We start from the raw sequence: 26,841 nt of genomic DNA, 5'->3' as shown, positions 1-26,841 counted from the left end.
AAATATAACAATATAAAAAGGTTCGTTATTCAACGAACCTTTTTATATTTATTTCTTTATCCAATTCTTCACCCTTTTCTAGATGATTGAACAAGTTTTCGGCAACTGTTGGTGCAATCATTACACCTCTCGTTCCTAAACCGTTTAAAACAGCTAATTTAGGGTATTGTGGATGTTTTCCTACTAGAGGTCGTCTGTCTTTTACCGTAGGACGTATTCCTGCTGATTGTTCGATAACGGTATATGGAACCGATATTATTTTTTGTAGTTTTTCTTTTAATTCTTTTCTACCCTCTACAGTTGGAATAGAAGTTTTGTCTGTCCAATTAAAAGTTGCTCCTACTTTATAAGTATCATTACCTAATGGCATAACAAAAACACTTCCTTTTAATAAAAAATCTATTTGTAGTTCGGGAGCATGAATTGTTATGGTTTCTCCTTTAGTTCCATTTAGAGGCAAATAATTAAAAAATGGATTTTTCTTCAAACCAAACCCTTCACTAAACACTATTCTTTTTGCCGTGATGTTATCATAGCTGACTTTATCTTCTAAAATCTCTACTTTTGAATAGTCAAAAGCTTTCTCTACGAGACTTTTTAATAATTTGATATATTCTTTATAGACTTTCACTAATAAAGGCGTGTCAACTCTCCCTGTACCCTTTAGTTCTCCAAATCCATAGTCTCCTATAACTCCTTTGATTTTTTCTTTTGAAATTTTTGGATTCATATAGTAAGACAACATAGGTTTATCAGAAGCTATGAACCAATTATTTTCATCTCCTACACTGGTGAATACTTTTTTAGTGGTAAATTTATAATCTAAAGTAACTTGTAACTTTTCTTCTAATTCTTGATAAAAAGGAATTGCTTTTTCTAATTGTTCATGCCCATTCCAAACCGGTGTAAATCGTTTTAAAATTACAGGATTGTATACTCCACCAGCAACTACAGAAGAAACTTGTGAGTTGTTTTCAAAAACTATAAAGCTTTTATTATTTTTAATTAATTGTTCTGCAAAAGCTATTCCTGATAAGCCTAAACCAACAATAATATAATCTACCTCTTTATTCATAGTTCAAAAGTACTATTATTACAACAAAAAAGAGCTTGCAATGCAAGCTCTTTTTTGTTTATATAGAAAGGAATATTAATAATTCCACATATCCATTTCTCTATTACGGATACCTTCTTTAATTCTATTTGCTTCTAACAACTGGAATAAAGAGTTTCCACGAACATAATCTTTTATAGATCTATCTCCATAAATATTCTCTTCTTTCAAAATAGTTGAGTTAAAGCGTCTTGCATTTAACAAGTTATCATAAGAAAGTGGTTGTGCTGAATTTTCTGGATTAAATACTTTTGATTCATGTAATGTTTGTCTAGCTGCTGGGAAAAACACCCAAAATAGCTCATATACATTTTCACTATCATCAATTTCTTCTACTCCCATTACCTGTACATCTGGCCCCATAGGTGCTAATGCTAATAAACGATACTTTAATTCACCTTGACGTTTGTCAAAATACCAAATACCTTTTAGCATATATCCTTTGATATCTTCAGATTTTACAAAATAAGGATCTATATAATCTCCATTTTGACGTTCGTTATACGTCATCATTTTAACCTCTTCCATTCCTATTTTAGTAGTAAAATAAGAGTCATTATAAACCTCTGTTATTTCACCATTTTTAATACCTTTTAAAAGAGTATCAAATAGAGAACGTCTAGTTAACCCAGCATTCATAGTATCAATTGGGTAGTAATAAGGAAGATTTATTTTTTGGTTTAAATCTACATACTCCCACACCACTTTAGACCACAATACATCTCTATCACTAATATAGCCATAAGGAAGTGGTTTGTCATCTTCTGAAGCGATTTGAGCTTCAGATTTAACTCCAATTTCATCTACCTTTTTAGCATTTAAAAGGTTAGCTTGTGCACTTGCATAGCTTGTTGCCGCAAACGCGAATAAAACCATATAAAAACGCTTCCAATTCATACTTTCTTATTTTACTTATTAATTTGTAATTTCTACACTAACAGGCAATACTTTCTTGATTCTATAATTAGATCCAGAAACTGATGCTTTGATATCAAAAATCGTAATAACATCATGTCTTCTTGCCTTACTAATTGCTGCTTTTGCTCTAGAGTTTAAACCTCTTCCGCTTACAGGGATTGCAACTTGACCTGGTACTTTAATTTTAAAGCTAGATACGTTTAGTTTTAAATCGAATAAGAAATCTGGTAAACCTGCAGCAACACTTATTCTTCCTAAACTTGCTTTGGGCATTTTTACAGTACCATATTGACCTCTTACCATACCTACAGCTGGTGGTATGTCTTTAATTCTAAATTTCTTAACAGAACGTACACCTTTTGATGCTCCAGTTGGAGTTCCTGTAACTACGATGTTAACTTCACTTCCTTTACCTGGATACATAGTATACTTATCTCCTCTAACTCTTTTTAATCCTGGAGCTCTTGCAGAAACTTTGTTTCCTGGTACTCCTGGAATAGAGATAGTTAACGGGTTAGCTAAACCACGATATACCACGTTCATTTTATCTGCAGAAACTAAAGCCTCATTTGGTCTAGGAATTACTGCATAAGCTCCTTTGATATCTATCTTTACAATAGAATCTCCTTCTTTAAATTGGAACTCTCCTTTTAACTCCTTATCTCCAACATTTCCTGCTGGTCCATCTAAAATTACCTGCCCTGCTTGAATTTTTTCTTGCTCAACTTCTTCATCGTTGATAATAACTTTTTCTGCAGTTAAATTAGGGTCTTTTTTACCTAATACAATTCTACCAGATAAGTTTTCTCCTGGATAATAAGCACTCTTGTCAAAAACAACCATTGCTTCATACTTGGTCATAGACACAGCACTTTGTAACTCTCCTTGTAATAAAGCTGTTAAAGCATCAGATTCAGTAGCTTTAATATCTGCTTGAATTTGAGTTAACTTAGTTAAAGATGCAATTAAAGGAAATCCTTCAAAATGATATTTTAACCAGTCAATTTTCTTACCATCTTTATTTTCTACTTTATCAGTATTAAAACGAGCAGCTATAACACCTGCTACTTCTGTACCTTCTAAAGCAGTTACTGCATCATTTCTGAAAGCATCTATCTTAGCAACAAACTCTTGTCCTGCTTTTGATATTTTACCCCCTTTAAAGAATAGCTCATCTAAAAACTTAGACTTATCCATTGTTTCATATGCTTGCTTATCTTCTAAATCACCAGTCATCTGGCTTTTTAAATCTCCTACATAAGCATATAATTCATCTGCAGCTACTTTTAACTTATCAGTTTTCTCTTTAGCTTCACCATATTGTTTAGCTTGTTCAGCTGCTTTTTGAGCTAACGTTTCGTAAGCTGTTTTATTTTTCTCAGTAGCCTTTTCGTTTGCTACTGTTAACTTTTCATTCATTAATCCAAAGGCTGATAATACCTCTTTACTCATGTTCATTGCTAACATTGCAATAAACACTAAGTACATAAGGTTAATCATCTTCTGCCTTGGTGATAGTTGTCCTCCTGCCATATTAATTAGTTTGTTTAGTTAATAAATTAGATAAACTAATTAATTATTTGTTAGACATTGCAGTTAACATTCCTCCATAAACTCCATTTAATGAAGATAAGTTTGTTGCTAATGACTGCATTTGCTCTTGTAAACGTTGAGAATTTTCTACCATAGCAGAATTTAAATCAGCTTGTTTACTAGCATTTTCTACTTGTGTTTGATATAAACTATTTAAAGACTCCATTTGAGCTGCTGCTCTAGACATTTGCTCATTATAGCTATTAGTAGCTGAAATTGATTGAGAAGCTGAAGCTAATGGCTCTACTGCTCCTTGGAAGTTTTTAATGCTATCTCCTAAACGAGATACTAATTGAGCATCTAATTTAGCTTCACTTAAGATATTATCTAATTTTTGAGATAACATGCTTTGTGCTTCTTCTGGAGATGCTTCTTTACCTTTTTTACCTCCTAATGATTGACCATCTGCTAACTCTGGGTATACTTTTGTCCAATCTAAATCGTCTTCAACTGCTTCAAACGCTGACAATGCGAAAACTGCTGCTTCAACAATCATACCTACCATTAATACTTCATTTCCAAAAGGCCAGTGTAAAATTTTAAATAATGCTCCAATGATAACTACTGCGGCTCCTAAACCGTAAGCCATATTGAACATTTTCTTCGTTGATTTTGATTGTGCCATAATTCTTGATTTTTAAATTTTGGGGATTAATATTTATTCTTGTTTTCTTGTTAATTACTTTTATTGGTACCTAAATAATCTTGTACTGTTCTAAACCCGATATAACTTCTTGCTGTATCTGCATATTCCCAATCACGAGAACTTACTTCTAAAAAGTATGCTACATCTTTCCAAGATCCTCCACGGATAATCTTTCTTCTGTTTTCTTTTATCTCTACGTTAGGGTTCATTGTAGATCCCATGTAGTAAGACATTTGGTTATAAGCTGTATTTGTCCATTCAGAAACATTACCTGCCATATTAAACAGTCCGTACTCATTAGGGTTGTATGACATAGCTTCAACTGTATATAAAGCACCATCTGCAGCATAATCACCACGAACTGGCTTAAAGTTGGCTAAGAAACATCCTCTATCGCTTGTTGTACTTGGTCCCCCCCAAGGGTATTTACCATAGTCTAAACCACCACGGGCAGCATATTCCCATTCAGCTTCAGTTGGTAATCTGAATGCTGGTACTAAACCTAATTTTTTTCTTGATCTTTGGAAGTTGTTTTTTGTTTGAGTTCTCCAGTGACAAAATGCTTTTGCTTGATTCCATGTCACTCCAACCACAGGATAGTTTTCATATGCCTTGTGTCCAAAGTATTCTTGATGCATTGGATCATTATATGAATAGTTAAAATCTTTAATCCATACTGTTGTATCTGGGTAAACATTAATAACCTCGTCTCTTAAGAAGTCTTTTCTATTTTTACCTGTTCTAGCTGCAGCTTCATTATCGAACCAGTAGTATCTATAGTTTAATAACTTTGTATTGAATGTTCTAATTCCATTTAAAGCTTCATCTTTCTTTATATACAGAGAATCCATTACTTCTACATAATCTGCATCAGGATACTCTTGAGAATCCCAAATAAGTTCCTCTTCCCAATTTAATGGCTTCAAAGAGTCTAACCCTTCTCCTAACTCGTAGTAATTTTCACGCATATATTTTTCATACGGAGTTTCATTTACTGTATCTTTTGATCCAAAAGCGTATAATTGAATTCCTTGTGCGTTTTTACCTGTACTAGCTACATCATCTCCTCCTAAAGAAGCAAACTCTGCCTGGTAGGCTAATTTAGTTCTTGTAATAGAGTCTCTTACCCAATGAACAAATGCTTTATACTCACTATTCGTTATTTCTGTTTCATCCATATAAAATGGTTGTACAGTAACAGTCTTAGTTGGGGCGTTCATAGCTCCCATAGGATCTTCATCTTGTTTACCCATAGTAAAAGATCCTCCTGGGATTTTAGCCATTCCATATGGTTTCTCCGCAAACCATTTTCTTTTAGACTTTACTCCTACCAATTCTCCTCTATCTCCACTTGAACCACAAGAGTAGATGATAGATGCTAACAATGCAAGTACTGTTATTTTTTTCATATTATATCTTTCTTATAAAAGAGGCGTAAACCTATTATTTTTTTTATTAAAAAACAATTACGAGTTATTATTTTTTACAGAACATACAACTTTCTCCTAAACAAGCTTTTGTAATGCTTTATACCACCTCTCTGGTGTTTTTTGCTGCAACGCTTGTTCATAATCTCGATAGTTACATGGTATTAACGCATGTCTTTTGTGTTTATTATTCGATATTAAATTTATTTCCATCCACCAACGACCACTTTTATCACTTTTATAAAAGTTTATTGGGTCGTCATCATTCAAAAGCACCGTAAATTTCTGATAACTTTCTTTTGTTGCAAATGGGTAATCTTTAGCTCTTGAATTCACTCCTTCTATGAAGTACCAAATTATTTGAGCTATTAAATTTGCTGTTTGACTATTTGAGTCTAAATTACTGTTATACTCATATATACCAAAAGATGTTACTTTATCACTAATTCCTGCATAACGTGCAATGGCACATATTTCCTCTCCATAAAACCCATTAGGTGAGGCATTTTGATTAGCAGGGGCTTCACTTTGTCGAACACTACCTATGTCTATACTTACAACATCTGCATCACGCATTATAGGTTCAACCAACGTCACATCTTTCACCTGTCCTAACCTATAAGCATCGAAATACAACTTATCTAGTAAGTTAATTTCTTCTTGTGAGTTAAAGTATGTTTGATAACCAATATTACTAAAATTAAATAAATTGTTTGGTTCTTCCATAACAATTCTACTCACATATGATCTTGAACTTAGCTCTTCTTCTATAGTACCTAAATCAAATCGACTGTCTACAGCTACTAAATTCACTGTTTGCTCTAACTCATCATAAGCTCTATAATTCGCATAAGTTAAATCTTGTCCTCCACCAATTATTACTGGAAGTATATTTTTTTTCAGTAAGGATGCTACTGATGATTTAACAGCAAAATAGGTATCTTCTAAAGTATTACCTTTTTCTATATTCCCTAAATCAACTATTGTTGTATGCCAATTCCCAGGAAATAGTTGATACAAGTGCTTACGAATTTCATGTAGTTCTTTACCACTACCAAAATTATTTACTGCACCTCTATCATCTTTTACCCCTAAAATAGCTATAGAAACCTCTGTCAAATCTGGAAAACCATCTTGAACAGTATGAAGTTGAATATTTCTTCCCAACGCAGAAGATGGCTGTAAAACTACGTGAGCAGCTACAGAATCTTCAATAGGTGTAAAGAAGTCTATATTCATTATAAGGGGGAATTTAAGTGTCGCAATATACTAAACTATTTTTTTTCTGAAAGCTTCTTTATTTTTTTTTGGCAGCTTTCTTTTTGGTTGCTTTTTTCTTTGGCATTTTTGCCTCTATTATTTTAACAGCCTCTTCTTGTGTTAGTTTTTCTATTTCTGTGGTTTTAGGGAGCTCTACTTTTATCTTTCCTTTTATCACATTAAAACGTCCCCAACGTGCTTTCTCTACGCGAATACCAACTTCTTCAAAGTTGTGAATTAGCTTTTCACGCTCTTTTCGTTTTTTATCTTCTATTAATTCTTCTAAATCTGCCTGACTTAAATTATCAAAATCGTATTTTTTATTTACGTTGATAAAAATAGAATTCCATTTAATAAAAGGTCCAAAACGTCCAACTCCTTTTTGAATTGGCATACCCTCATATTCTCCAATAGGAGCATCTGCTTTCCTTTTTGCTTCAATTAACTCAATAGCTCTATCCATGTCTACAGACATTGGATTTTCACCTTTATCTAACGATACATATTTACCGTCAAATTTAATATAAGGCCCAAATCTTCCATTAGCTACAACAACCTCTTTCTCTTCGTAGTCTCCTAATGTTTTTGGTAACTTAAACAAATCCATCGCTTCTTCATAGGTTATGGAATTCATTGTTTGATCTCCTTGTAAACTTGCAAAACGAGGCTTTTCTTCATCCGTTGCTTCTCCTATCTGCACCATTGCTCCGTAACGTCCTAAACGCACATAAACATTCTTACCACTCTCTGGATCAACCCCTAATAAACGCTCTCCTTTTGCTCTTTCTGCATTTGCGGCAACATCTTCTACAACAACATGAAAGTTTTTATAGAAATCTTTAATCATTGCTGTCCAGTCTTCTTTTCCTTCAGCAATTTCATCAAATTCATTTTCTACTTTAGCTGTAAACCCGTAGTCTAAAATAGTATCGAAATTAGCAACTAGGAAATCATTTACAATATTTCCAATATCTGTTGGAACTAACTTTCCTTTATCAGAACCTACCTTCTCAGTTAAAACTTGCTCTGATACTTCTTGATTTGCTAAACTTAACTGCGTATAATTTCTTTCTTTTCCTTCTACGGTGCCTTTCTCAATATAATCTCTTCTTTGAATAGTTGAAATGGTTGGTGCGTATGTAGAAGGACGACCTATACCTAACTCTTCTAAACGCTTTACTAAAGCTGCTTCTGAAAATCTTGCTGGTGGTCGTGTATATCGTTCAGTTGCTGTAATTAACTCATTAATTAATGGCTCTTTAACCTCCATTCTAGGTAACATTCCTGCTTGTTCCTCTTCTTCATTATCGGTACCTTCTAAATATACTTTTAAGAAACCTTCAAAAGTGATTACCTCTCCGTTTGCAGTAAACTGTTTCTTATTCTTATCGTTGTCTATTTTTACCACGGTACGCTCTAACTGAGCTTCGCTCATTTGTGAAGCTAACGTACGTTTCCAAATTAAGCTATACAATCTTGTTTGATCATACTCACCTGTAATTTCGTGATTCTCCATATTTGTTGGACGAATCGCCTCGTGAGCTTCCTGTGCTCCTTTTGATTTTGTTGCATAATTACGTGGCTTACTATATTCTTCCCCATAAGAAGCTATAATTTCTGCTTGAGCTGCATTCTTTGCATCATCAGATAAATTTACACTATCTGTTCTCATGTAGGTTATTAACCCCGCTTCATACAAACGTTGCGCTACCATCATAGTTTTAGCAACAGGAAAGCCTAATTTCCTTGATGCTTCTTGCTGTAACGTAGATGTTGTAAATGGCGGTGCCGGAGATTTTTTTGCAGGTTTTTTTTGTAAATCAGCTACAGAGAATTCTGCTCCTAAACAAGAGTTTAAGAAATCTTCTGCTTCTTTTTTTGTTGAGAAATTTTTTGCAAGCTTTGCTTTAAACTTTTTCCCTTCTGCATTTATAAATTCTGCGTCAACTCTGTAAGAAGCTACTGGTGTAAAATCTTCAATCTCTCTTTCACGCTCCACAATTAAACGTACAGCTACCGATTGCACTCTACCTGCTGACAGACCTGGTTTAACTTTTCTCCATAAAACAGGAGACAATTCATACCCCACTATTCTATCTAACACACGTCGTGCTTGTTGTGCATCAACTAAGTTATAATTAATTGTGCGTGGATTTTCTATTGCTTTTAAAATTGCATTTTTAGTAATAGAGTTAAAAACAATACGTTTAGTGTTTTCATCTTTCAACTTTAATTGTTCCGCTAAGTGCCATGCTATAGCCTCTCCCTCGCGGTCTTCATCGGATGCTAACCAAACAGTTTCTGCTTTCTTTGCTAAGTCTTTAAGTTTCTTTACCACCGCTTTTTTATCAGTAGAAACTATATACTTCGGTTTGAAATCTCCTTCTACATCTACACCTAACTCTTTAGATGGTAAGTCTGCAATGTGTCCGAAACTCGATTCAACCTGAAAGTCCTTTCCTAAAAACTTCTCTATCGTTTTTGCTTTAGCAGGTGACTCAACTATTACTAAATTTTTTGCCATACGTCTTATATCTCTTATCTCATTTTACACCTTATTAATATAGGCATAATTCGGTTTGCAAAAGTATATAGTTTTTTTTTAATGGGTTATTTTTAACAAAATTTTACTTTTTCTTAAAAAAACTATCCATGTCAATTTGTCACAAATTACACTTTTTGGTTGTATCTTTGCAGCCTATTTTAGTACGATTTAAGGATTTATGGAACACGTAGAGAAAGTAATTGATGAGAAAAAACAAGGAAAAGCCCTTGTTACAGAACACAAAGAAGGAAACAGCAAAAAGCTTTTTATAGAAAGCTATGGTTGTCAAATGAATATGAACGATAGCGAAATTGTGGCGTCAATTTTAGCTGAACAAGGTTTTAACACCACACAAAACTTGGAAGATGCAGATCTTGTACTGGTTAACACCTGCTCTATTCGTGAAAAAGCTGAAACCACAGTTCGTAATAGACTTCAAAAATACAACGCTGTTAAAAAAACAAACCCAACGATGAAAGTTGGTGTGTTGGGTTGTATGGCTGAACGATTGAAAGAGAAATTTTTAGAGGAAGAAAAAATCGTTGATTTAGTTGTAGGCCCTGATGCATATAGAGACTTACCTAACTTAATTGAAGAAGTTGATGCTGGTCGTGATGCTGTAAATGTAATTTTATCAAAGGAAGAAACATATGCCGATGTTTCTCCTGTTCGTTTAAACTCTAATGGAGTTTCTGCATTTGTTTCAATTACTCGTGGTTGTGATAATATGTGTACATTCTGTGTGGTTCCTTTTACTCGTGGTCGTGAGCGTAGCCGTGACCCAAAGAGTATTATTGAAGAAATCCGTAGTATGCAAGAAAAGAACTTCAAAGAAATTACTTTACTAGGTCAGAATGTAGATTCTTACTTATGGTATGGTGGCGGATTGAAAAAAGATTTTAAAAAGGCTTCGGAATTAGCACAAGCTTCTGCTGTAGATTTTGCACAATTATTAGATATGTGTGCTACTGAATTTCCAAAAATGCGTTTTCGTTTTTCTACATCGAATCCGCAAGATATGACTCTGGATGTAATTCATGTTATGGCTAAACACCAAAACATTTGTAAATATATTCACTTACCTGTTCAAAGTGGAAGTAACAATATGTTAGAAGCTATGAATCGTCAACATACTCGTGAAGAATACATGGAGTTGGTTGACAATATCTACAAAATTGTTCCTGAAATGGCTTTAAGTCAAGATATGATTGCTGGTTTCTGTGGAGAAACAGAAGAAGACCATCTTGACACCTTAGACATGATGAACTATGTAAAATATAGCTTCGGATTTATGTTTGCATATTCAGAAAGACCGGGAACCTTAGCTGCTAAAAAAATGGAAGATGATGTTCCATTAGCTATCAAAAAACGTCGTTTACAAGAAATTATCGACCTACAACAAGAACATAGTTTATACAGAGCTAAAGAACATGTAGGAAAAATTCAGGAAGTTTTAATTGAAGGAACTTCAAAAAGAAACGAAAATGAATGGAAAGGTCGTAATACACAAAATACCGTTGTTGTTTTCCCTAAGGAACATTATAAAATGGGAGATTTTGTAAATGTAAAGATTGAAGATTGTACTTCTACAACCTTAAAAGGTAAGGCTGTTGGGTACTCAGACAATAATTAATTTTTAGAAAAAAGAGTCTAAAGGAAAGAAAAAAAGACACAATCTTTTCTCTCTATTCTTTTTTTTCTATTCTAAAGAAAGAAATGGAAAATTTACAAGCTATAAAACAACGCTTTGGCATTATCGGTAACGATGTGCAACTAAATCGCGCTATTGAAAAAGCGATTCGTGTTGCCCCTACCGATATTTCAGTACTTGTTACTGGTGAAAGTGGTGTTGGAAAAGAAAATATCCCAAGAATTATTCACCAATTATCACACAGAAAACATGCAAAATATATTGCTGTAAACTGTGGAGCAATTCCTGAAGGAACTATTGATAGTGAATTATTCGGGCATGAAAAAGGAGCTTTTACAGGAGCTACACAAACAAGGAAAGGCTATTTTGAAGTTGCTGATGGTGGTACCATCTTTTTAGATGAAGTTGGTGAATTACCTTTAACTACTCAAGTACGTTTATTACGTGTATTAGAAAATGGAGAATTTATAAAAGTAGGCTCTTCTCAAGTACAAAAAACAAATGTTCGTATTGTAGCTGCAACCAACGTAAATATGCACGAAGCTATTTCTAAAGAGAAGTTTCGTGAAGATTTATATTACCGTTTAAGTACTATAGAAATTCCGCTACCTCCTTTAAGAGAACGTGGAGAAGACATTCACTTATTATTTAGAAAATTTGCTGCGGATTTCGCGCAAAAATATCGAATGCCTACTATAAGACTTGATGAAAATGCAGTAAAAGTTTTATTGAACTATCATTTTCCTGGTAACATTCGTCAATTAAAAAACATTGCTGAACAAGTATCAATAGTTGAAGAAGATAGGCTAATTACACCTGAAAAACTAATTCAATATTTACCTGAAAACCGTAGTAATCTACCTGCTGTTGTAGGTGGCAGAACTACAAGTCAATCAGACTTTGCTAACGAACGAGATATCATGTATAAAATCTTGTTTGATATGCGTAATGACATTAATGATCTAAAAAAGCTAACGCTAGATTTAATGCAAAACGGAGACTCTGAACAAGTACAAGAAGATAATCATCGTTTAATCGAACGCATATATCAAGATCAAGATTTATCGGAAGCTTCTAACATAGAGGTTGTACAAATACCAAAATCTACGTCTCACCAAAGTGAGTATGATTATGCAGAGACCATTGAAGAAGATGAAAGCTTATCATTACAAGAAAAAGAAATTGAAATGATAAAAAAGTCTCTTGAAAAAAATAACGGAAAGCGTAAATTAGCTGCTAAGGAGCTAGGAATATCTGAAAGAACTCTATACAGAAAAATTAAACAATATGATTTATAATCTATTTGTTTACTTTTACAACTCATCCAATTTTAAATGAAAAAAACTCTTTATATAATATCGTTATTTATTGGTTTAACAACTATTATTGGTTGTGGAGCATATTCTTTTACAGGAGGTAATACTGGTAATGCAAAAACAATTCAGGTTGATTTTTTCCCTAACCAAGCTCCTTTAGTAGAACCAATACTTAGTCAAAAATTCACACAAGACTTACAAGATTTATTCACTCGTCAAACTAATTTAACCTTGGTTAATTCTGGTGGTGATCTACATTTTTCTGGTGAAATTGTTGATTATCGTATAACACCTATGAGTGCAACAGCTCAACAAACAGCTGCTCAAAACCGATTAACAATTACAGTAAATGTAAACTTTATAAACGCTTTAGAAGAGAAAGATAATTTTGAAAAACGTTTTTCTTTTTACTACGATTACGGAGCAAACCAACAACTAACTGGAGGAGTTTTAGAAACTGCCTTGGATGAGATTCTAGAGCGTATTACACAAGATATTTTTAATGCCTCAGTGGCAAAATGGTAATTTTTGAATAAGGATACATACATACAGTTATTAGAAAAGCCTGAATTGATTTCGCAAGAACATCTTTCGGACATCTCTGCAATTATTCAAGAATATCCTTATTTTCAATCTGCTAAAGCGCTACGTTTAAAGATTTTAAAAAATCAAGAAAGTTATAAATACAACAACGAGTTAAAAATAACGGCATCTCACACCAGTGATAGAACTGTTTTATTTGATTTTATTACTTCAAAAGCTTTTAAAGAAACTCCTAAAAAAGAAGAAAAAACCAGTTTAAAAGATAAAATTCTTCCAAAAAGAAAACAAACAAAAGTTTCAGCTGTGGAGGAAGATTTAGCTATTGGAAAACCACTTTCTTTCACACAAAACGAAACTTTTTCTTTCAATCAATGGTTACAACTTTCATCAAAGAAAGCTATTGTAAGAACTTTAGACAATCAACCTTCAGAAAAGCAAATAAAAGAAGTACCTGTTAAATCTGAACATGAAGCTATTATTGATCGTTTTATTGAAACTGCTCCAAAGATTTCTCGTCCTAGCAAAACAAATACCTCAGATATTAAGATATCCGAAAATCAACAAAGTAACCAATTAGCTACCGAAACCTTAGCTAAGGTATATTTAGAACAAAAGAAATATGACAGTGCTATTCAAGCATATAAAATATTAAGTTTGAAATATCCAGAAAAAAGTGGTTTCTTTGCAGACCAAATTAAAAGAATACAAATTTTACAAAACAATAAATAGATGACAACGTATACTTTACTTTTAGTTTTAATATTGATTGTTGCAATAGCATTAATCTTAATTGTAATGGTTCAAAATCCTAAAGGTGGAGGATTATCTTCATCATTTGGAGGCGGTGGAGCTCAAAATATTGGAGGTGTACAAAATACAAATAGCTTTTTAGACAGAACTACTTGGACATTAGCTATTACTATGTTTGCTTTAATTTTATTAGCAAACTTCGCTATTCCAAGAGGTAATGCAGCTGACGCTCCTCAATTAAATGAAACTTTAAACAATATTGAAACTACAACTACGCCTGCTACACCAGCAGCAACAGATACTGCTAAAGATAGCGCTCAGTAGTTTTTCACAAAAAAAATATAAAATGCCAACGTAAATGACACGTTGGCATTTTTTTTATGCATTAGCCTAATCTATTAGAAAAATTGTCAGCTAAAATCTAATGGCATAATTTCTGACAAAACTTAACCAGTAAAAATTAATTTAATCAATCAAAATATATAAAATGGGATTAAACATTAAACCTTTAGCAGACAGAGTTCTTGTTGAACCAGCTGCAGCAGAAACTACTACAGCATCAGGAATCATCATCCCTGACAACGCAAAGGAAAAACCACAAAAAGGTACTGTCGTAGCCGTAGGAAACGGAACAAAAGAAGAGCCTTTAACTGTAAAAGTTGGTGATACTGTTTTATACGGAAAGTACGCTGGTACTGAGCTTAAATTAGAAGGAAAAGATTATTTAATTATGAGAGAAAGCGACATATTCGCTATTATCTAAAATTTCTTTGCTATTAGCTTTTCGCTACTAGCCAATTAAACAAAATTTAAAAACTAAGCCAAAAGCTATATGCTAACGGCTAAAAAACTTAAACAAACATGGCAAAAGATATAAAATTTGATGTAGACGCTCGCGACGGATTAAAACGTGGTGTAGATGCATTAGCTAATGCAGTAAAAGTAACTTTAGGACCTAAAGGACGTAACGTTATTATTTCTAAATCTTTCGGAGCTCCTCACGTAACAAAAGATGGAGTTTCTGTTGCAAAAGAAGTAGAGCTAGAAGACGAGTTAGAAAACATGGGGGCTCAAATGGTAAAAGAAGTAGCTTCTAAAACTAACGATTTAGCAGGTGACGGTACTACTACTGCGACTGTATTAGCACAAGCTATTGTAAAAGAAGGTTTAAAAAACGTAGCTGCGGGTGCTAATCCTATGGATTTAAAACGTGGTATTGATAAAGCTGTAGCTGCTATTACTGAAGATTTAGCAAAGCAATCAAAAGAAGTTGGTGATTCATCAGAAAAAATTAAGCAAGTAGCTTCAATTTCATCTAATAACGATGCTGTAATTGGTAATTTAATTGCTGAAGCATTTGGTAAAGTTGGAAAAGAAGGTGTTATTACTGTTGAAGAAGCTAAAGGAACTGACACGTATGTTGATGTTGTTGAAGGAATGCAGTTTGACCGTGGATATTTATCTCCATACTTCGTAACAGACGCTGATAAAATGATTGCTGATTTAGACAATCCTTATATTTTATTATTTGACAAAAAGATTTCTAACTTACAAGAAATTCTTCCAATTTTAGAACCTGTTGCTCAATCAGGAAAGCCATTATTAATCATTGCCGAAGATGTTGACGGACAAGCTTTAGCTACTTTGGTAGTTAACAAATTACGTGGTGGATTAAAAATTGCTGCTGTAAAAGCTCCAGGGTTTGGTGATCGTAGAAAAGCAATGTTAGAAGATATCGCTATTTTAACTGGTGGTACTGTGATTTCTGAAGAAAGAGGTTTCTCTTTAGAAAATGCAACTTTAGATTTATTAGGTACTGCTGAAACAGTAACTATTGATAAAGATAATACTACAATTGTTAACGGTTCTGGTGACGAAGCACAAATCAAGGCTCGTGTAAACCAAATTAAAGCACAAATTGAGACTACTACTTCTGATTACGATCGTGAAAAATTACAAGAGCGTTTAGCGAAATTAGCTGGTGGTGTTGCTGTATTATATGTTGGTGCTGCTTCTGAAGTAGAAATGAAAGAAAAGAAAGACCGTGTTGATGATGCTTTACATGCTACAAGAGCTGCTGTAGAAGAAGGAATTGTTGCTGGTGGTGGTGTTGCCTTAGTGCGTGCTAAAAAAGTATTAGAAACAATTACTACAGAGAATTTAGATGAAACTACAGGTATTCAAATTGTAAATAGAGCTATCGAATCTCCTTTACGTACTATTGTTGAAAATGCTGGTGGTGAAGGTTCTGTTGTAATTAATAAAGTTTTAGAAGAAAACCAAAACTTTGGATATGACGCTAAGTCTGAACAATATGTAGACATGTTAGAAGCTGGTATCATCGATCCGAAAAAAGTAACTCGTGTGGCTTTAGAAAATGCTGCTTCAGTAGCAGGAATGATCTTAACTACTGAGTGTGCTTTAGTAGATATTAAAGAAGATGCTCCTGCTGGTGGCGGAATGCCTCCAATGGGTGGTGGAATGCCAGGAATGATGTAATGGCGAATCTCCATAGATAGATATAAGAAACCTCGAGACATGTCTCGAGGTTTTTTTTGGAGCGATTTTTGATGCTAAATATTTAAATATTAAAATTTATACTATGAAAACAAAAAATTATTTATTACTATTTATTACTTTATTATCTTTAAACTTATTTGCTCAAGAAGGAAAAGAATCAAAGAAAAAACCAAAAGAATCAATTGAAATTATAATTGACAACAATCAAGTCAAATCAAACCAGTTACTTTTAGATTTTTTAAAAAGCAACTCAAGAGTTAGTAGTCGTAAGTTGAAAAAGTTAATTAACACACAGTTAAACTCTAACTTTACTCGTATTGACAATTCAAGTACATTAAATGTATCTAGAAAATTTGGACAAAATTCTCCTGTGACTTCATCTACAGTAACAAAGATTTTTCTAGATAATGAACTCGTACTAGGAAATGGTATTAACAGACTTTACCGTCTACAAGATATCAGAATGAGTAAAGTTAAAAAAATCACTAGGTCAGTTATGGTTGATAAAGAAATACACATTTATAAGTTATAATAAAAATAGTAGATCTGTTAACATTATAAAACTCGAGAAATTCTCGAGTTTTTATTTTTGTACATATTTATATTTTTCTCTCCACAACATAATCAATCATTTGTAATAAAGAGTCTTTATAATCTGAATCAGGGTAATTATTGAGAATAGCCAATGCTTTGTTTTTATAATCGTGCATTTTGGCAGTAGTATATTCTAGTCCACCATTTTCTTTTACAAAAGCAATAACTTCTTTTACTCTTTTTTTGTTTTTATTATGCTTTTTAACCGAATTGATTAACCACGATTTTTCTTTTTGTGAACAAGTATTCAATGTATAAATTAATGGAAGTGTCATCTTTTGTTCTTTGATATCAATTCCTGTTGGCTTTCCTATTTTATCCTCTGTATAATCAAACAAATCATCTTTAATTTGAAAGGCAATACCAATATACTCTCCAAACTTTCTCATTTGTTGAACAGTTTCATTATTTGCTCCAACCGATGCGGCACCTATACCACAACAAGCTGCTATTAACGTAGCTGTCTTTTGACGGATGATTTCAAAATAAACCTCCTCTGTAATATCAAGTTTACGAGCTTTTTCAATTTGTAATAATTCTCCTTCGCTCATTTCTCGAACAGCTATAGAAATCAGTTTTAACAAATCGAAATCTTCATTATCTATAGACAACAATAGTCCTTTAGAAAGTAAATAGTCACCTACTAAAACGGCTATTTTATTTTTCCAAAGCGCATTAATTGAGAAAAAACCTCTGCGTCGATTACTATCATCAACTACATCATCATGCACTAAGGTTGCTGTGTGAATTAACTCCACCACAGATGCTCCTCTATATGTACGCTCATCAAAACCGCCGTTAGAAACCATTTTTGCAACTAAAAACACAAACATAGGTCGCATTTGTTTTCCTTTTCTACGAACTATATAATAAGTTATTCTATTTAATAATGGAACTTTAGACAACATCGAGTCTTTGAACTTAGTTTCAAAGAGTTCCATTTCTTTAGCAATCGGAAGTTTTATTTGCTCTACTGGCTTCATATTAGTGAACAAAAATAAGAATAAATAATGTTTACTTTTGATTTTAAAAAAAATATGAAACATTTAAAGACAAGAGGACTTATTTTTCTTATAATCTGTATCTCTTTTATATCATTTGGTATTTATATTTCTGACAGTAATCAGCGTTCTTGTTTAGGTAACCCAATTATTTTACCATATACTTTTTTAGGTGTTCCTTCTATATTTTTATTGGGAATATTAGATGTAATTGTATTAGCTTTCTCAAAAAAACTAAAACTTTACAAAGCTATCTTTAACTTAAGTTTAATGCTACTCTCTTTTCTTATCGTTTTTTTGTTTATGTAAGCCTAAGATTTATTTGCTAATTGCCCACAAGCTGCATCAATATCTTTTCCTCTAGAACGACGTACATTTACTACAATATCGTTCATTTCTAAATTAGAAATATAATTATTTAAAGCTCTATCTGAAGCTTGCTGAAACTCTCCATCATCTATTGGGTTATATTCAATTAAATTGACTTTACAAGGAACATAACTACAGAATCGAACCAATGCATCAATATCTTCTTTTCTATCGTTAATTCCATTCCAAACAACATATTCATACGTTATTTTTCGTTTTGTTTTTTCATACCAATATTCTAATGATTCTTTTAAGTCTTTTAACGGAAAAGTAGAGTTAAATGGCATTATAGATGTTCGAACTTCATCAATAGCAGAATGTAAAGAAACAGCTAAATTAAAACGCACCTCATCATCTGCCATCTTTTTAATCATTTTAGGTACACCAGAAGTTGATACTGTAATCCTACGAGCTGCCATTCCTAAGCCTTCTTCTGAAGTTATTTTATCAATAGCTTTAATTACATTATTGTAATTCATTAAAGGTTCTCCCATTCCCATAAAAACAATATTTGATAATTTATGGTTATGGTATAATCTGCTCTGTTTATCAATTGCTACAACTTGATCGTAAATTTCATCTGCATTCAAATTACGCATACGTTTTAAACGAGCTGTTGCACAAAACTTACAGTCCAAACTACAACCTACTTGACTAGATACACAAGCAGTAGTACGTTTTTCAGTAGGAATTAAAACTGACTCTACAATTAACCCGTCATGAAGTTTAATTGCATTTTTAATAGTACCATCATTACTACGCTGCATTGTATCAACTTCAATATGATTGATTACAAAGTTTTCATCAAGCATTTTTCTTGTTGCTTTAGATAAACTTGTCATATCATCAAACGAATGTGCTGCTTTATGCCATAACCATTCATATACTTGGTTACCACGAAAAGCTTTATCTCCGTTTTCAACAAAAAAATCACGAAGCTGTTCTTTGGTTAATGCGCGTATGTCTTTCTTCTTTAGTGTCATCTAGTACAAAAATACACAAAACCTCACAAGTAACTTGTGAGGTTTTGTTAATGGTTTAAAAAACTATTTTATAAAATTAACATCGCATCTCCGTACGAGTAAAATTTATATTTTTCTTTTATTGCTTCTTGGTATGCTTCCATAACAAAATCGTGCCCTGCAAATGCAGATACCATCATTAACAATGTTGATTTTGGTGTGTGGAAGTTTGTCACCATACAATTAGCTATACTAAAATCATATGGAGGGAAAATAAACTTGTTAGTCCACCCTTCAAAAGCGTTTAATTGGTTGCTTGAAGACACTGATGATTCAATCGTTCTCATCACTGTAGTACCTACTGCACATACTCTTTTCTTATTAGCAATAGCATTATTCACCATATCTGCACTAGCTTGTGGAATAACAATTTGCTCAGAATCCATCTTATGCTTTGATAAGTCTTCAACCTCAACTGGGTTAAAGGTACCTAAACCTACATGTAACGTTGTTTCAGCAAAATCTACACCTTTAATTTCTAAACGTTTCATTAAGTGTTTAGAGAAGTGTAAACCTGCAGTTGGTGCTGCTACTGCTCCTTCGTGCTTTGCAAAGATCGTTTGGTAACGGTCTTCATCTTCTGGCTCTACCTCACGTTTAATGTATTTTGGTAATGGAGTTTCTCCTAACTCGATTAATTTCTTTCTGAATTCCTCATAAGGACCATCAAATAAGAAGCGTAATGTTCTACCACGTGAAGTAGTATTATCAATAACCTCAGCTACTAAACTCTCATCGTCTCCAAAGAATAACTTATTACCTATTCTTATTTTTCTTGCTGGGTCTACTAATACATCCCACAAACGATTTTCAGCATTTAACTCACGTAATAAAAATACTTCAATACGAGCTCCTGTTTTTTCCTTGTTTCCGTACATACGGGCAGGAAATACTTTCGTATTGTTTAACATCATTACATCTCCTTCATCAAAATAATCGATTAAATCTTTAAATAGTTTATGCTCGATTTTTTGTGTGTCACGGTGCAATACCATTAATCGTGCTTCGTCTCTGTGCTCTGAAGGATATTCTGCCAATAATTCTTTTGGCAATTCAAAATTAAAATTTGATAATTTCATTTGTAAAATTTTCTTAACGATGGCAAATATACAATTTCAACATAGGGGTTGTCAAGCGATTGCCGTATTATTTTATGGTAACATTCTGAATTCCTACACTAAGCATATCTTTCCAAAAATTTCTATATGATTTTGTTACTACTTCAGCTTCTAAAATTTCAATAGGAACTTTTAATGCTAGTGGTGCAAATGCCATCGCCATTCGGTGATCATTATAGGTAGCTATTTGAATGCTTTCTTTAATTTCTGAAGATGATTTTAAATGTAAACTTTCATTCGTTACAGAAATATCAGCTCCTAATTTTGTTAACTCCTCACGTAATGCTTCTAAGCGATCGGTTTCTTTAATTTTTAACGTATGTAATCCTGACAAATCACAAGCAATTCCTAACCCGAAACAAGTAACTGCAATAGTTTGCGCTATATCTGGTGCATTTTTTAAATCTTGCTCTAATACTTCTGAGTTATGCTTTTTTTCTTTTGTTAAAAGAATTGAATTTTCTTCAAAAACAGTAGTTACTCCAAAATGTTTATATATTTCTGACAAACAACTATCTCCTTGTAGACTATCTTTTTTATAAGCTGATAATTTCACAGAAGAACCTACTTCGCTCAACGCTATAATCGAATAAAAATAAGATGCCGAACTCCAATCAGACTCTACAACTACTGTTTGCTTTTTTACAGCTGATTTTGGTTTGATTTTTATAAGCTGTCCTTCAAATTCAGCCTTAATTTCTAATTGATGTAGTAACTGTAAAGTCATGTTGATATAAGGAACCGAAGTAATTTCTCCTATCAATTCAATTTCCAATCCTTTTTCCAGGCTTGGAGCAATTAGCATTAATGCTGAAATGTATTGACTACTTACATTTCCATTAATTGAAACTTTATCCTTTGTTAGTTTTTTCCCTGATATTTTGAGTGGCGGGTATCCTTCTTTTTCAACGTACTCTATATCTGCTCCTAAATTGCGTAAAGCATCAACTAAAATTTGTATTGGTCTGTTGTGCATACGGTCTGAACCCTGCAATATTTTTGTAACACCTTCTTGTGTTGCGAAAAAAGCAGTTAAAAAACGCATCGCAGTTCCTGCATGTCCAATGTCTGCAACTGTATCATCAGAAGTTAACGCTCCTTGTAAATGGTGTGTATCATCAGAATCTGATAAATTTTCTATCTGTAAATCGGGATATAATTGCTGTAAAATCAGTAATCTATTTGATTCACTTTTTGACCCTGAAATCGTTATATGAGTACCCGAATTAAACTCTTCGGTTTTTAATCTTAAATCCATAAAAAACTACTTCGTTTTTTTATTTACAATGTATATACTGTAAATAAGTGCGATTACAACTTTACTTAACCAAAAGCGAATCCACTGTTTATTTGCGAAATGTACATTGTATACAGTTTCAAAGTCTCCTGAAAAAATAGCTCCTCCTGTTTTGAATAATAAAGAAAAGACAGCTACTATTATCAAAAATGGGGTTCCTACTTTTAAAACATTAATCCAAAAACTTCCTTTTTGTATATTTTTTATGAGACTCATTTATTGTAGTTTTTTGTTATTATGATGACGATCGTGATCTCTCTTAGTTTTTATATCTAGCTTCTTATCAAATGCCTCTTGTAAGTTTACTCCTGTTTGATTTGCTAAACACAATACCACAAACATCACATCTGCTAACTCTTCTCCTAAATCTTTGTTTTTATCACTTTCTTTTTCGCTTTGCTCTCCATAACGACGCGCAATAATTCTAGCTACCTCTCCAACTTCTTCTGTTAGTTGCGCCATATTTGTTAACTCATTAAAGTAACGTACTCCGTGATTTTTAATCCAATCATCTACTTGTTTTTGTGCGTCTTGTATATTCATGCTTTCTACTTTCTTATTAAATATTCAAAGATAAAAACTTCTATTTCTTATTTGATTCGCCAAGGCGGATTTTTTCTGTATTCGTCTGCTTTATACAGAATTAATTTATTTCCATCAGGATCTAACAAATGAGCTTCTCTCCATAACCATCGTTGGTCTATTGGTAACTGAGTGAACTGAATTCCTTTTTGTTGTAATTCTTCTACTAACTCATCTAAATTATCATCTTCAAAATAGAGAGTAACTCCTTCTCCCTTGGATAATTTTCCTACTTGATGAATTGAAAACGTTGCTTCTCCATCTGGTACTTCAAAACGAACATATCTAGGGCTTGCATCTACGATAAGATGCAAGCCTAGTTTTTTATAGAACTCTACAGATATATTCACATCAATAGAAGGTATCGTTACTTGATTTAAGTTCATGCGATTACTTTTTCTCTTTTTACAATTCTTACTAACATTAACAAGAACAATACTCCAATGGCTGATAACACAATCATAAAATTCCAAGTATTATCAAAACCAATATTATCTATTAATTGCATACCTGAATTATGCCCAAAAATATGTGACATTGAGAACGCAATGCTATAATATGCCATGTATTCTCCTTGATTTCCTTTTTTTGCACGCTCCATCACAAAAGCATTTGAAAAAGGAAATGCAATCATTTCTCCTATAGTCATCAGTAACATTCCTACAATTAAAATTCCTACCCAACCTGTTAAGTTTATTACTACAAAACTTAGTCCTGTTAGTAACAGTCCAAAAAACATTAAAAACTCTTTGGTATACTTACTTTCTTCTAACCATTTAATAAGTGGCATTTCTAATAAGAATATAAAGAACCCGTTAAGCCCCATTAACAAACCTATTTCTAACTCTGTTAAATGATGAACGTCTTTATAATATAAAGGCATTGTAGAAAAGTATTGCAGGAAAATAAATCCGAAAACAAACATTCCTACAAAAAACACCCAAAAAGCCTTATCTGAAAATACTGATTGTGGATTCTCTACTTTTGTTTCATCTAACGCTTTTGCTTTCTTAGGATTTAATACATTTACCAGTAAAACTGTTGCCAAAATACAGGTAACTCCATCTACCCAAAACAATCCACTATAATCTAACGAGGTTATAATTAATCCTCCAACGGCAGGACCTGCTGAAAAACCTAAGTTAATTGCTAAACGAATTAGAGTTACTGAACGTGTTTTATTTTCTGGTTTACTGTAAGTACTTAATGCAACAAACATAGCTGGTCTAAATGTATCTGCTACTAACATTACTAAGAAAATACCTAAACAAAAACCTGCAAAAGTATTTACGAATTGTAACGCTATAAAAAGGATTCCTGTCAAAAACAGGCTAGTTTTCATCACCTTATAAAAACCTATTTTATCCGTTAGCTTACCTCCTAACCAAGACCCCAATACAGACCCTAACCCGAAACAAGTCATAATCCAGCCCACATCTTTTAAAGTAAAATTTAAGCTTTTTGTTAGGTACAATGATAAAAACGGAATTACCATAGTTCCTGCTCTGTTTATCAGAGTTATTAATGAAAGCCACCAAACTTCGTTTGAGAGCCCTTTAAAGGTGTTTAAATAGTTAAAGTAGAGTTTTTTCATATAATTAAAGTTTAGTGGTTGTTTTAGTTATAAAAGTAAAAAGTCCGACTTTTCAGTCGGACTTTTTGTAATCATTATATTTTATATAAACATAGCTATAATACATACATTGCCCGATCGTTTCTGTGTCTTACCACAGTCGATTTACATTGCTTATATGTATTAAAAATTGTCATTGTTGTAATTTTATGGTCGTAAATCTATAAAAAAAACAAATAGGTTTTACAAAAGACTCTATATTTTATTTTTCTTACAATTATCGATACTCTTAAAAGCTTTATTTTAACCGTTCATCTACAGTAACTTTCATTTAATCTTAATTTTTGTTTTTCTTTCAACATCTACTTTATCTTTGATAATGTAAATGAAACATAAAGTAAATCTCGCCGAACGAATAGAGATCCCTAAAAAGAAACATTTACTGAGTTATATCAACAAAACATTACAGAATTTTAGATAAGTATGCTTACCTAAAATTCTGTAATAGTTTTTTATCATAATAACTAAAGTATTTCGTAAAGAATAGGTTTACTAGGTGTAGCATCGTTTTCAAACGGCGCTACCATCAAGTTTAAAAAGTAAGTTCCATCCTTTATTTTATTGGATACATATATAAATTCAGTTATAGTTGACTGCATTCTAATTTCTCCTTGTGTATTCCAAAAAGCATTATGTGCTAACAATTTTCCTTCGTCTTTTTCTTTGTCTACCGATGGTAAATCTATTAATAAGTGCTCAATTCCTTTTTCTCGAAGATAAATCGCTGCTTCTTCTAACAAATAAGTTGGATTTGTATTTGAATAACGCATCGATTTTTTGTCTGATAAGTTCGGTAAAGTTCTGATGACTATTGCATCACGCTTTTTATTTCCTATAACATTTTGTAATTGTTTTTTTGAAATTACAAAATCCTTATTTTTTAATTGTTCTGGAGCGATAGTCACTACTTCTGCTAAAAAGAAAAATTTTGATAGCTCTTTATTTACTGAATAAACTTCTTCTGTTATATGGCCAACACATTCGGTATGTGTAATATGTGAATGCGGATTAAACTGTATATTATTAAAATTTACATCAGCGCCTTTTTGTACACTTCCTACCCAATCTCCATCGGAAACGGGGAAAATTTTCGGATCATCTAAATACCAAGCATTTACATTTTCCTTAGAAGTGTCAATAGCTATGGATATATCTAACGGTTTTGATAAATCTATTTTGTGTTTTCTTGAGTTGTATTCAATTGTTGCTATCATACTCAAATATACCTAAATTATGAATAACTCACTAGCCAACCCATCTGCTAAGAACTTTCCTTTTGAAGTTGTTTTCAAAACCTTCTTAACATTGTTATCAGAATCAGGTTGGTTCAACTCATTCTCTATAACCAATAGACCTTGATTAATAAATTTCTCGGCATTTTTAAGGAGACTCTTTCTGAATTCTTCTCCAAATTCTTGCGTGACTTTTTCTAACGACACTCCCCAAATGGTTCTTAACCCTGTCATTAAATATTCATTAAACTGATCTTCCTTAGTGAGTTTCTCTTGCTCTAAAGGGAGTTTTCCTTCTTGAATTGCTTTGATATATTTTGCATTGTTGGCTACATTCCAACTACGATGTGTTTTATTGAACGAATGTGCTGACGGACCAATTCCTATATACTTTTTCCCTAACCAGTAACTTGTATTGTGTTTTGAAAAATAATTAGGTTTTCCAAAGTTGGAAATTTCGTAGTGAACAAATCCATTTTTAGCGGTTTCTGCTACCAGAATATCAAAATGTTCTTTGGCTACAGCTTCATCAACATCTGGATATTTTCCTTGTTTGATAAAGGAGTCTAAGGCTGTTTTAGGCTCTACTGTTAATGCATAAGATGAAATATGATTGATTCCAAAATCAAAAGCAATTTGTAAGTTTTCTCTCCAACGTTCATTACTCATATTCGGGACTCCGTAAATCAAATCAATGGTAATATTATCAAAGTAGCGTGTCGCTAAAGACAAACAGTTTTTTGCTTCTTTTGCATTATGAGCACGATTCATGAGTTGTAAGTCTTCTTCAAAAAAAGATTGAATTCCAATACTTAATCGGTTAATTAAAGTCTTAGATAATTCAATTATTTTTTCTTCTGATAAATCATCTGGATTAGCTTCTAAGGTAATTTCTGGATTTTCTAAAACGGTATAATTTTGATAAATTATATCAATCAACAATTGTAACTCGTCAATCGACAACAGGCTCGGTGTTCCTCCTCCAAAATAGATAGTTTTTATGGTTTCATTTAGAAGTTCTTCTTTTCTTGACTCCAATTCTTTTACCAAGCAAGATACCAACTCTTCTTTCTTTTTTAAAGAGGTAGAAAAGTGAAAATCGCAATAATAACACGCTTGCTTACAAAACGGGATATGTAGATAAATTCCTGCCAAATTATTTCACTTTTCCTGGGTTCTGCTTTACAAACGCTGCCCAACCTGTATAGTTCTTACCTCCTACTTTAGTTCCTGAATTATAGAAATGGCACACCGCTGCTGCTAATCCATCTGTCGCATCTAGGTTTTTAGGGAGTTCTTTTAAGTTCAATAACGACTTTAACATCAAGGCTACTTGTTCTTTACTCGCTGTCCCTTTTCCTGTAATTGCCATTTTAATTTTCTTAGGTGCGTATTCGGTTACAGGAATTTGTCTTGACAATCCTGCTGCCATGGCAACACCTTGCGCACGTCCTAATTTTAACATTGATTGTACATTTTTACCAAAAAAAGGAGCTTCTAAAGCTATTTCATCTGGATGATAAGTATCAATCAATTCAATAGTACGTTCAAAAATAATTTTGAGTTTTAAATAATGATCATCATACTTTTTTAAAAGTAGTTCATTCATCTGCACAAACTCCATCTTTTTCCCTACTACCTTTATAATTCCAAACCCCATAATGGAAGTTCCTGGGTCAATCCCTAATATAATTTTTTCTGTCTTCAAAC

General features: G+C 32.7%; 26 protein-coding genes. 8 read left to right on the top strand and 18 right to left on the bottom strand.

What is annotated here, in order from left to right; genetic code table 11:
- Positions 1-25: 25 nt before the first annotated feature.
- The 7 genes from VCM48_RS13170 to topA all read right to left on the bottom strand — a co-directional run bounded on the left by VCM48_RS13170 (position 26) and on the right by topA (position 9,482).
- Positions 26-1,075: an NAD(P)/FAD-dependent oxidoreductase gene (locus VCM48_RS13170; protein WP_482270797.1), complete on the bottom strand. Its 1,050-nt coding sequence runs from the start codon at positions 1,073-1,075 to the stop codon at positions 26-28.
- A gap of 75 nt (positions 1,076-1,150) precedes the next feature.
- Entirely contained in the window at positions 1,151-2,011 is an 861-nt protein-coding gene (porN, locus tag VCM48_RS13165; RefSeq protein ID WP_440120839.1) for a type IX secretion system ring subunit PorN/GldN, read from the bottom strand.
- Between the two features lie 18 nt (positions 2,012-2,029).
- A complete protein-coding gene (gene porM, locus VCM48_RS13160) occupies positions 2,030-3,565 on the bottom strand; it encodes a type IX secretion system motor protein PorM/GldM (RefSeq protein WP_440120838.1) in 1,536 nt (511 codons plus the stop codon).
- Positions 3,566-3,608: 43 nt separating this feature from the next.
- Positions 3,609-4,250: a type IX secretion system motor protein PorL/GldL gene (gene porL, locus VCM48_RS13155; RefSeq protein ID WP_274639177.1), complete on the bottom strand. Its 642-nt coding sequence runs from the start codon at positions 4,248-4,250 to the stop codon at positions 3,609-3,611.
- A 50-nt stretch (positions 4,251-4,300) separates the two neighbouring features.
- Entirely contained in the window at positions 4,301-5,680 is a 1,380-nt protein-coding gene (porK, locus tag VCM48_RS13150; RefSeq protein ID WP_274639176.1) for a T9SS ring complex lipoprotein PorK/GldK, read from the bottom strand.
- 96 nt (positions 5,681-5,776) lie between these two features.
- Positions 5,777-6,937, bottom strand: a complete 1,161-nt coding sequence (locus tag VCM48_RS13145) for a formimidoylglutamase (protein WP_482270796.1) — start codon at positions 6,935-6,937, stop codon at positions 5,777-5,779.
- Between the two features lie 58 nt (positions 6,938-6,995).
- Entirely contained in the window at positions 6,996-9,482 is a 2,487-nt protein-coding gene (gene topA, locus VCM48_RS13140) for a type I DNA topoisomerase (RefSeq protein ID WP_482270795.1), read from the bottom strand.
- A 199-nt stretch (positions 9,483-9,681) separates the two neighbouring features.
- On the opposite strand from topA, the gene miaB reads away from it, so the two are divergent.
- From miaB to VCM48_RS13100, 8 genes are all read left to right on the top strand, one after another.
- On the top strand, positions 9,682-11,136 hold the full coding sequence (gene miaB, locus VCM48_RS13135) for a tRNA (N6-isopentenyl adenosine(37)-C2)-methylthiotransferase MiaB (protein WP_482270794.1): 1,455 nt from the start codon (positions 9,682-9,684) through the stop codon (positions 11,134-11,136).
- Positions 11,137-11,219: 83 nt separating this feature from the next.
- A complete protein-coding gene (locus VCM48_RS13130) occupies positions 11,220-12,452 on the top strand; it encodes a sigma-54 interaction domain-containing protein (RefSeq protein WP_274639172.1) in 1,233 nt (410 codons plus the stop codon).
- 36 nt (positions 12,453-12,488) lie between these two features.
- A complete protein-coding gene (locus tag VCM48_RS13125) occupies positions 12,489-12,995 on the top strand; it encodes an LptE family protein (RefSeq protein ID WP_274639171.1) in 507 nt (168 codons plus the stop codon).
- Between the two features lie 3 nt (positions 12,996-12,998).
- Positions 12,999-13,742, top strand: a complete 744-nt coding sequence (locus VCM48_RS13120; RefSeq protein WP_482270793.1) for a hypothetical protein — start codon at positions 12,999-13,001, stop codon at positions 13,740-13,742.
- Positions 13,743-14,087, top strand: a complete 345-nt coding sequence (secG, locus tag VCM48_RS13115) for a preprotein translocase subunit SecG (RefSeq protein WP_047788559.1) — start codon at positions 13,743-13,745, stop codon at positions 14,085-14,087. It begins immediately after the preceding gene.
- Positions 14,088-14,250: 163 nt separating this feature from the next.
- Positions 14,251-14,526, top strand: coding sequence for a co-chaperone GroES (locus VCM48_RS13110; RefSeq protein WP_274639169.1), 276 nt, complete (start codon positions 14,251-14,253; stop codon positions 14,524-14,526).
- A 98-nt stretch (positions 14,527-14,624) separates the two neighbouring features.
- Positions 14,625-16,262 (top strand): chaperonin GroEL, encoded by a 1,638-nt coding sequence (groL, locus tag VCM48_RS13105; protein ID WP_274639168.1) that lies wholly within the window; start codon positions 14,625-14,627, stop codon positions 16,260-16,262.
- A 103-nt stretch (positions 16,263-16,365) separates the two neighbouring features.
- Complete coding sequence (locus VCM48_RS13100) at positions 16,366-16,815, top strand: hypothetical protein (RefSeq protein ID WP_482270792.1); 450 nt, start codon at positions 16,366-16,368, stop codon at positions 16,813-16,815.
- A 67-nt stretch (positions 16,816-16,882) separates the two neighbouring features.
- Here VCM48_RS13100 and VCM48_RS13095 read toward each other — a convergent pair whose 3' ends face one another.
- The 11 genes from VCM48_RS13095 to ruvC all read right to left on the bottom strand — a co-directional run bounded on the left by VCM48_RS13095 (position 16,883) and on the right by ruvC (position 26,839).
- Positions 16,883-17,860 carry a polyprenyl synthetase family protein gene (locus VCM48_RS13095; protein ID WP_274639166.1) on the bottom strand — a complete coding sequence of 326 codons (978 nt, stop codon included), beginning with the start codon at positions 17,858-17,860 and terminating at the stop codon, positions 16,883-16,885.
- 329 nt (positions 17,861-18,189) lie between these two features.
- Entirely contained in the window at positions 18,190-19,230 is a 1,041-nt protein-coding gene (gene rlmN, locus VCM48_RS13090) for a dual-specificity RNA methyltransferase RlmN (protein ID WP_274639165.1), read from the bottom strand.
- Positions 19,231-19,298: 68 nt separating this feature from the next.
- Positions 19,299-20,348, bottom strand: coding sequence for a tRNA preQ1(34) S-adenosylmethionine ribosyltransferase-isomerase QueA (gene queA / locus VCM48_RS13085; RefSeq protein WP_274639164.1), 1,050 nt, complete (start codon positions 20,346-20,348; stop codon positions 19,299-19,301).
- 67 nt (positions 20,349-20,415) lie between these two features.
- Complete coding sequence (locus VCM48_RS13080; RefSeq protein WP_482270791.1) at positions 20,416-21,645, bottom strand: 3-phosphoshikimate 1-carboxyvinyltransferase; 1,230 nt, start codon at positions 21,643-21,645, stop codon at positions 20,416-20,418.
- Positions 21,646-21,651: 6 nt separating this feature from the next.
- Complete coding sequence (locus tag VCM48_RS13075; protein WP_274639162.1) at positions 21,652-21,900, bottom strand: hypothetical protein; 249 nt, start codon at positions 21,898-21,900, stop codon at positions 21,652-21,654.
- On the bottom strand, positions 21,901-22,227 hold the full coding sequence (locus VCM48_RS13070) for a nucleotide pyrophosphohydrolase (RefSeq protein WP_073182681.1): 327 nt from the start codon (positions 22,225-22,227) through the stop codon (positions 21,901-21,903).
- A gap of 47 nt (positions 22,228-22,274) precedes the next feature.
- Positions 22,275-22,652, bottom strand: coding sequence for a VOC family protein (locus VCM48_RS13065; RefSeq protein ID WP_482270790.1), 378 nt, complete (start codon positions 22,650-22,652; stop codon positions 22,275-22,277).
- Entirely contained in the window at positions 22,649-23,860 is a 1,212-nt protein-coding gene (locus VCM48_RS13060; RefSeq protein ID WP_482270789.1) for an MDR family MFS transporter, read from the bottom strand. The genes VCM48_RS13065 and VCM48_RS13060 overlap by 4 nt, the downstream gene beginning before the upstream one ends.
- A gap of 503 nt (positions 23,861-24,363) precedes the next feature.
- Positions 24,364-25,113 (bottom strand): cyclase family protein, encoded by a 750-nt coding sequence (locus tag VCM48_RS13055; RefSeq protein WP_482270788.1) that lies wholly within the window; start codon positions 25,111-25,113, stop codon positions 24,364-24,366.
- A gap of 12 nt (positions 25,114-25,125) precedes the next feature.
- Positions 25,126-26,286 (bottom strand): radical SAM family heme chaperone HemW, encoded by a 1,161-nt coding sequence (gene hemW, locus VCM48_RS13050; protein ID WP_482270787.1) that lies wholly within the window; start codon positions 26,284-26,286, stop codon positions 25,126-25,128.
- A gap of 1 nt (position 26,287) precedes the next feature.
- Complete coding sequence (gene ruvC, locus VCM48_RS13045) at positions 26,288-26,839, bottom strand: crossover junction endodeoxyribonuclease RuvC (protein WP_099215880.1); 552 nt, start codon at positions 26,837-26,839, stop codon at positions 26,288-26,290.
- Positions 26,840-26,841: the final 2 nt, after the last annotated feature.

It is taken from the genome of Tenacibaculum sp. DPLXC6 (assembly GCF_056815515.1).
This window is presented reverse-complemented; position numbering and strand designations above follow the sequence as displayed.

Coding starts and splice junctions, on each gene's coding strand:
- queA (WP_274639164.1), bottom strand. CDS start 20,348: ATGAAATTATCAAATTTTAATTTTGAATTGCCAAAAGAATTATTGGCA.
- VCM48_RS13060 (WP_482270789.1), bottom strand. CDS start 23,860: ATGAAAAAACTCTACTTTAACTATTTAAACACCTTTAAAGGGCTCTCA.
- porM (WP_440120838.1), bottom strand. CDS start 3,565: ATGGCAGGAGGACAACTATCACCAAGGCAGAAGATGATTAACCTTATG.
- topA (WP_482270795.1), bottom strand. CDS start 9,482: ATGGCAAAAAATTTAGTAATAGTTGAGTCACCTGCTAAAGCAAAAACG.
- VCM48_RS13130 (WP_274639172.1), top strand. CDS start 11,220: ATGGAAAATTTACAAGCTATAAAACAACGCTTTGGCATTATCGGTAAC.
- VCM48_RS13095 (WP_274639166.1), bottom strand. CDS start 17,860: ATGAAGCCAGTAGAGCAAATAAAACTTCCGATTGCTAAAGAAATGGAA.
- VCM48_RS13070 (WP_073182681.1), bottom strand. CDS start 22,227: ATGAATATACAAGACGCACAAAAACAAGTAGATGATTGGATTAAAAAT.
- VCM48_RS13065 (WP_482270790.1), bottom strand. CDS start 22,652: ATGAACTTAAATCAAGTAACGATACCTTCTATTGATGTGAATATATCT.
- VCM48_RS13125 (WP_274639171.1), top strand. CDS start 12,489: ATGAAAAAAACTCTTTATATAATATCGTTATTTATTGGTTTAACAACT.
- VCM48_RS13100 (WP_482270792.1), top strand. CDS start 16,366: ATGAAAACAAAAAATTATTTATTACTATTTATTACTTTATTATCTTTA.
- VCM48_RS13170 (WP_482270797.1), bottom strand. CDS start 1,075: ATGAATAAAGAGGTAGATTATATTATTGTTGGTTTAGGCTTATCAGGA.
- porN (WP_440120839.1), bottom strand. CDS start 2,011: ATGAATTGGAAGCGTTTTTATATGGTTTTATTCGCGTTTGCGGCAACA.
- VCM48_RS13055 (WP_482270788.1), bottom strand. CDS start 25,113: ATGATAGCAACAATTGAATACAACTCAAGAAAACACAAAATAGATTTA.
- rlmN (WP_274639165.1), bottom strand. CDS start 19,230: ATGACACTAAAGAAGAAAGACATACGCGCATTAACCAAAGAACAGCTT.
- VCM48_RS13080 (WP_482270791.1), bottom strand. CDS start 21,645: ATGGATTTAAGATTAAAAACCGAAGAGTTTAATTCGGGTACTCATATA.
- secG (WP_047788559.1), top strand. CDS start 13,743: ATGACAACGTATACTTTACTTTTAGTTTTAATATTGATTGTTGCAATA.
- porL (WP_274639177.1), bottom strand. CDS start 4,250: ATGGCACAATCAAAATCAACGAAGAAAATGTTCAATATGGCTTACGGT.
- porK (WP_274639176.1), bottom strand. CDS start 5,680: ATGAAAAAAATAACAGTACTTGCATTGTTAGCATCTATCATCTACTCT.
- VCM48_RS13075 (WP_274639162.1), bottom strand. CDS start 21,900: ATGAGTCTCATAAAAAATATACAAAAAGGAAGTTTTTGGATTAATGTT.
- VCM48_RS13110 (WP_274639169.1), top strand. CDS start 14,251: ATGGGATTAAACATTAAACCTTTAGCAGACAGAGTTCTTGTTGAACCA.
- miaB (WP_482270794.1), top strand. CDS start 9,682: ATGGAACACGTAGAGAAAGTAATTGATGAGAAAAAACAAGGAAAAGCC.
- groL (WP_274639168.1), top strand. CDS start 14,625: ATGGCAAAAGATATAAAATTTGATGTAGACGCTCGCGACGGATTAAAA.
- VCM48_RS13145 (WP_482270796.1), bottom strand. CDS start 6,937: ATGAATATAGACTTCTTTACACCTATTGAAGATTCTGTAGCTGCTCAC.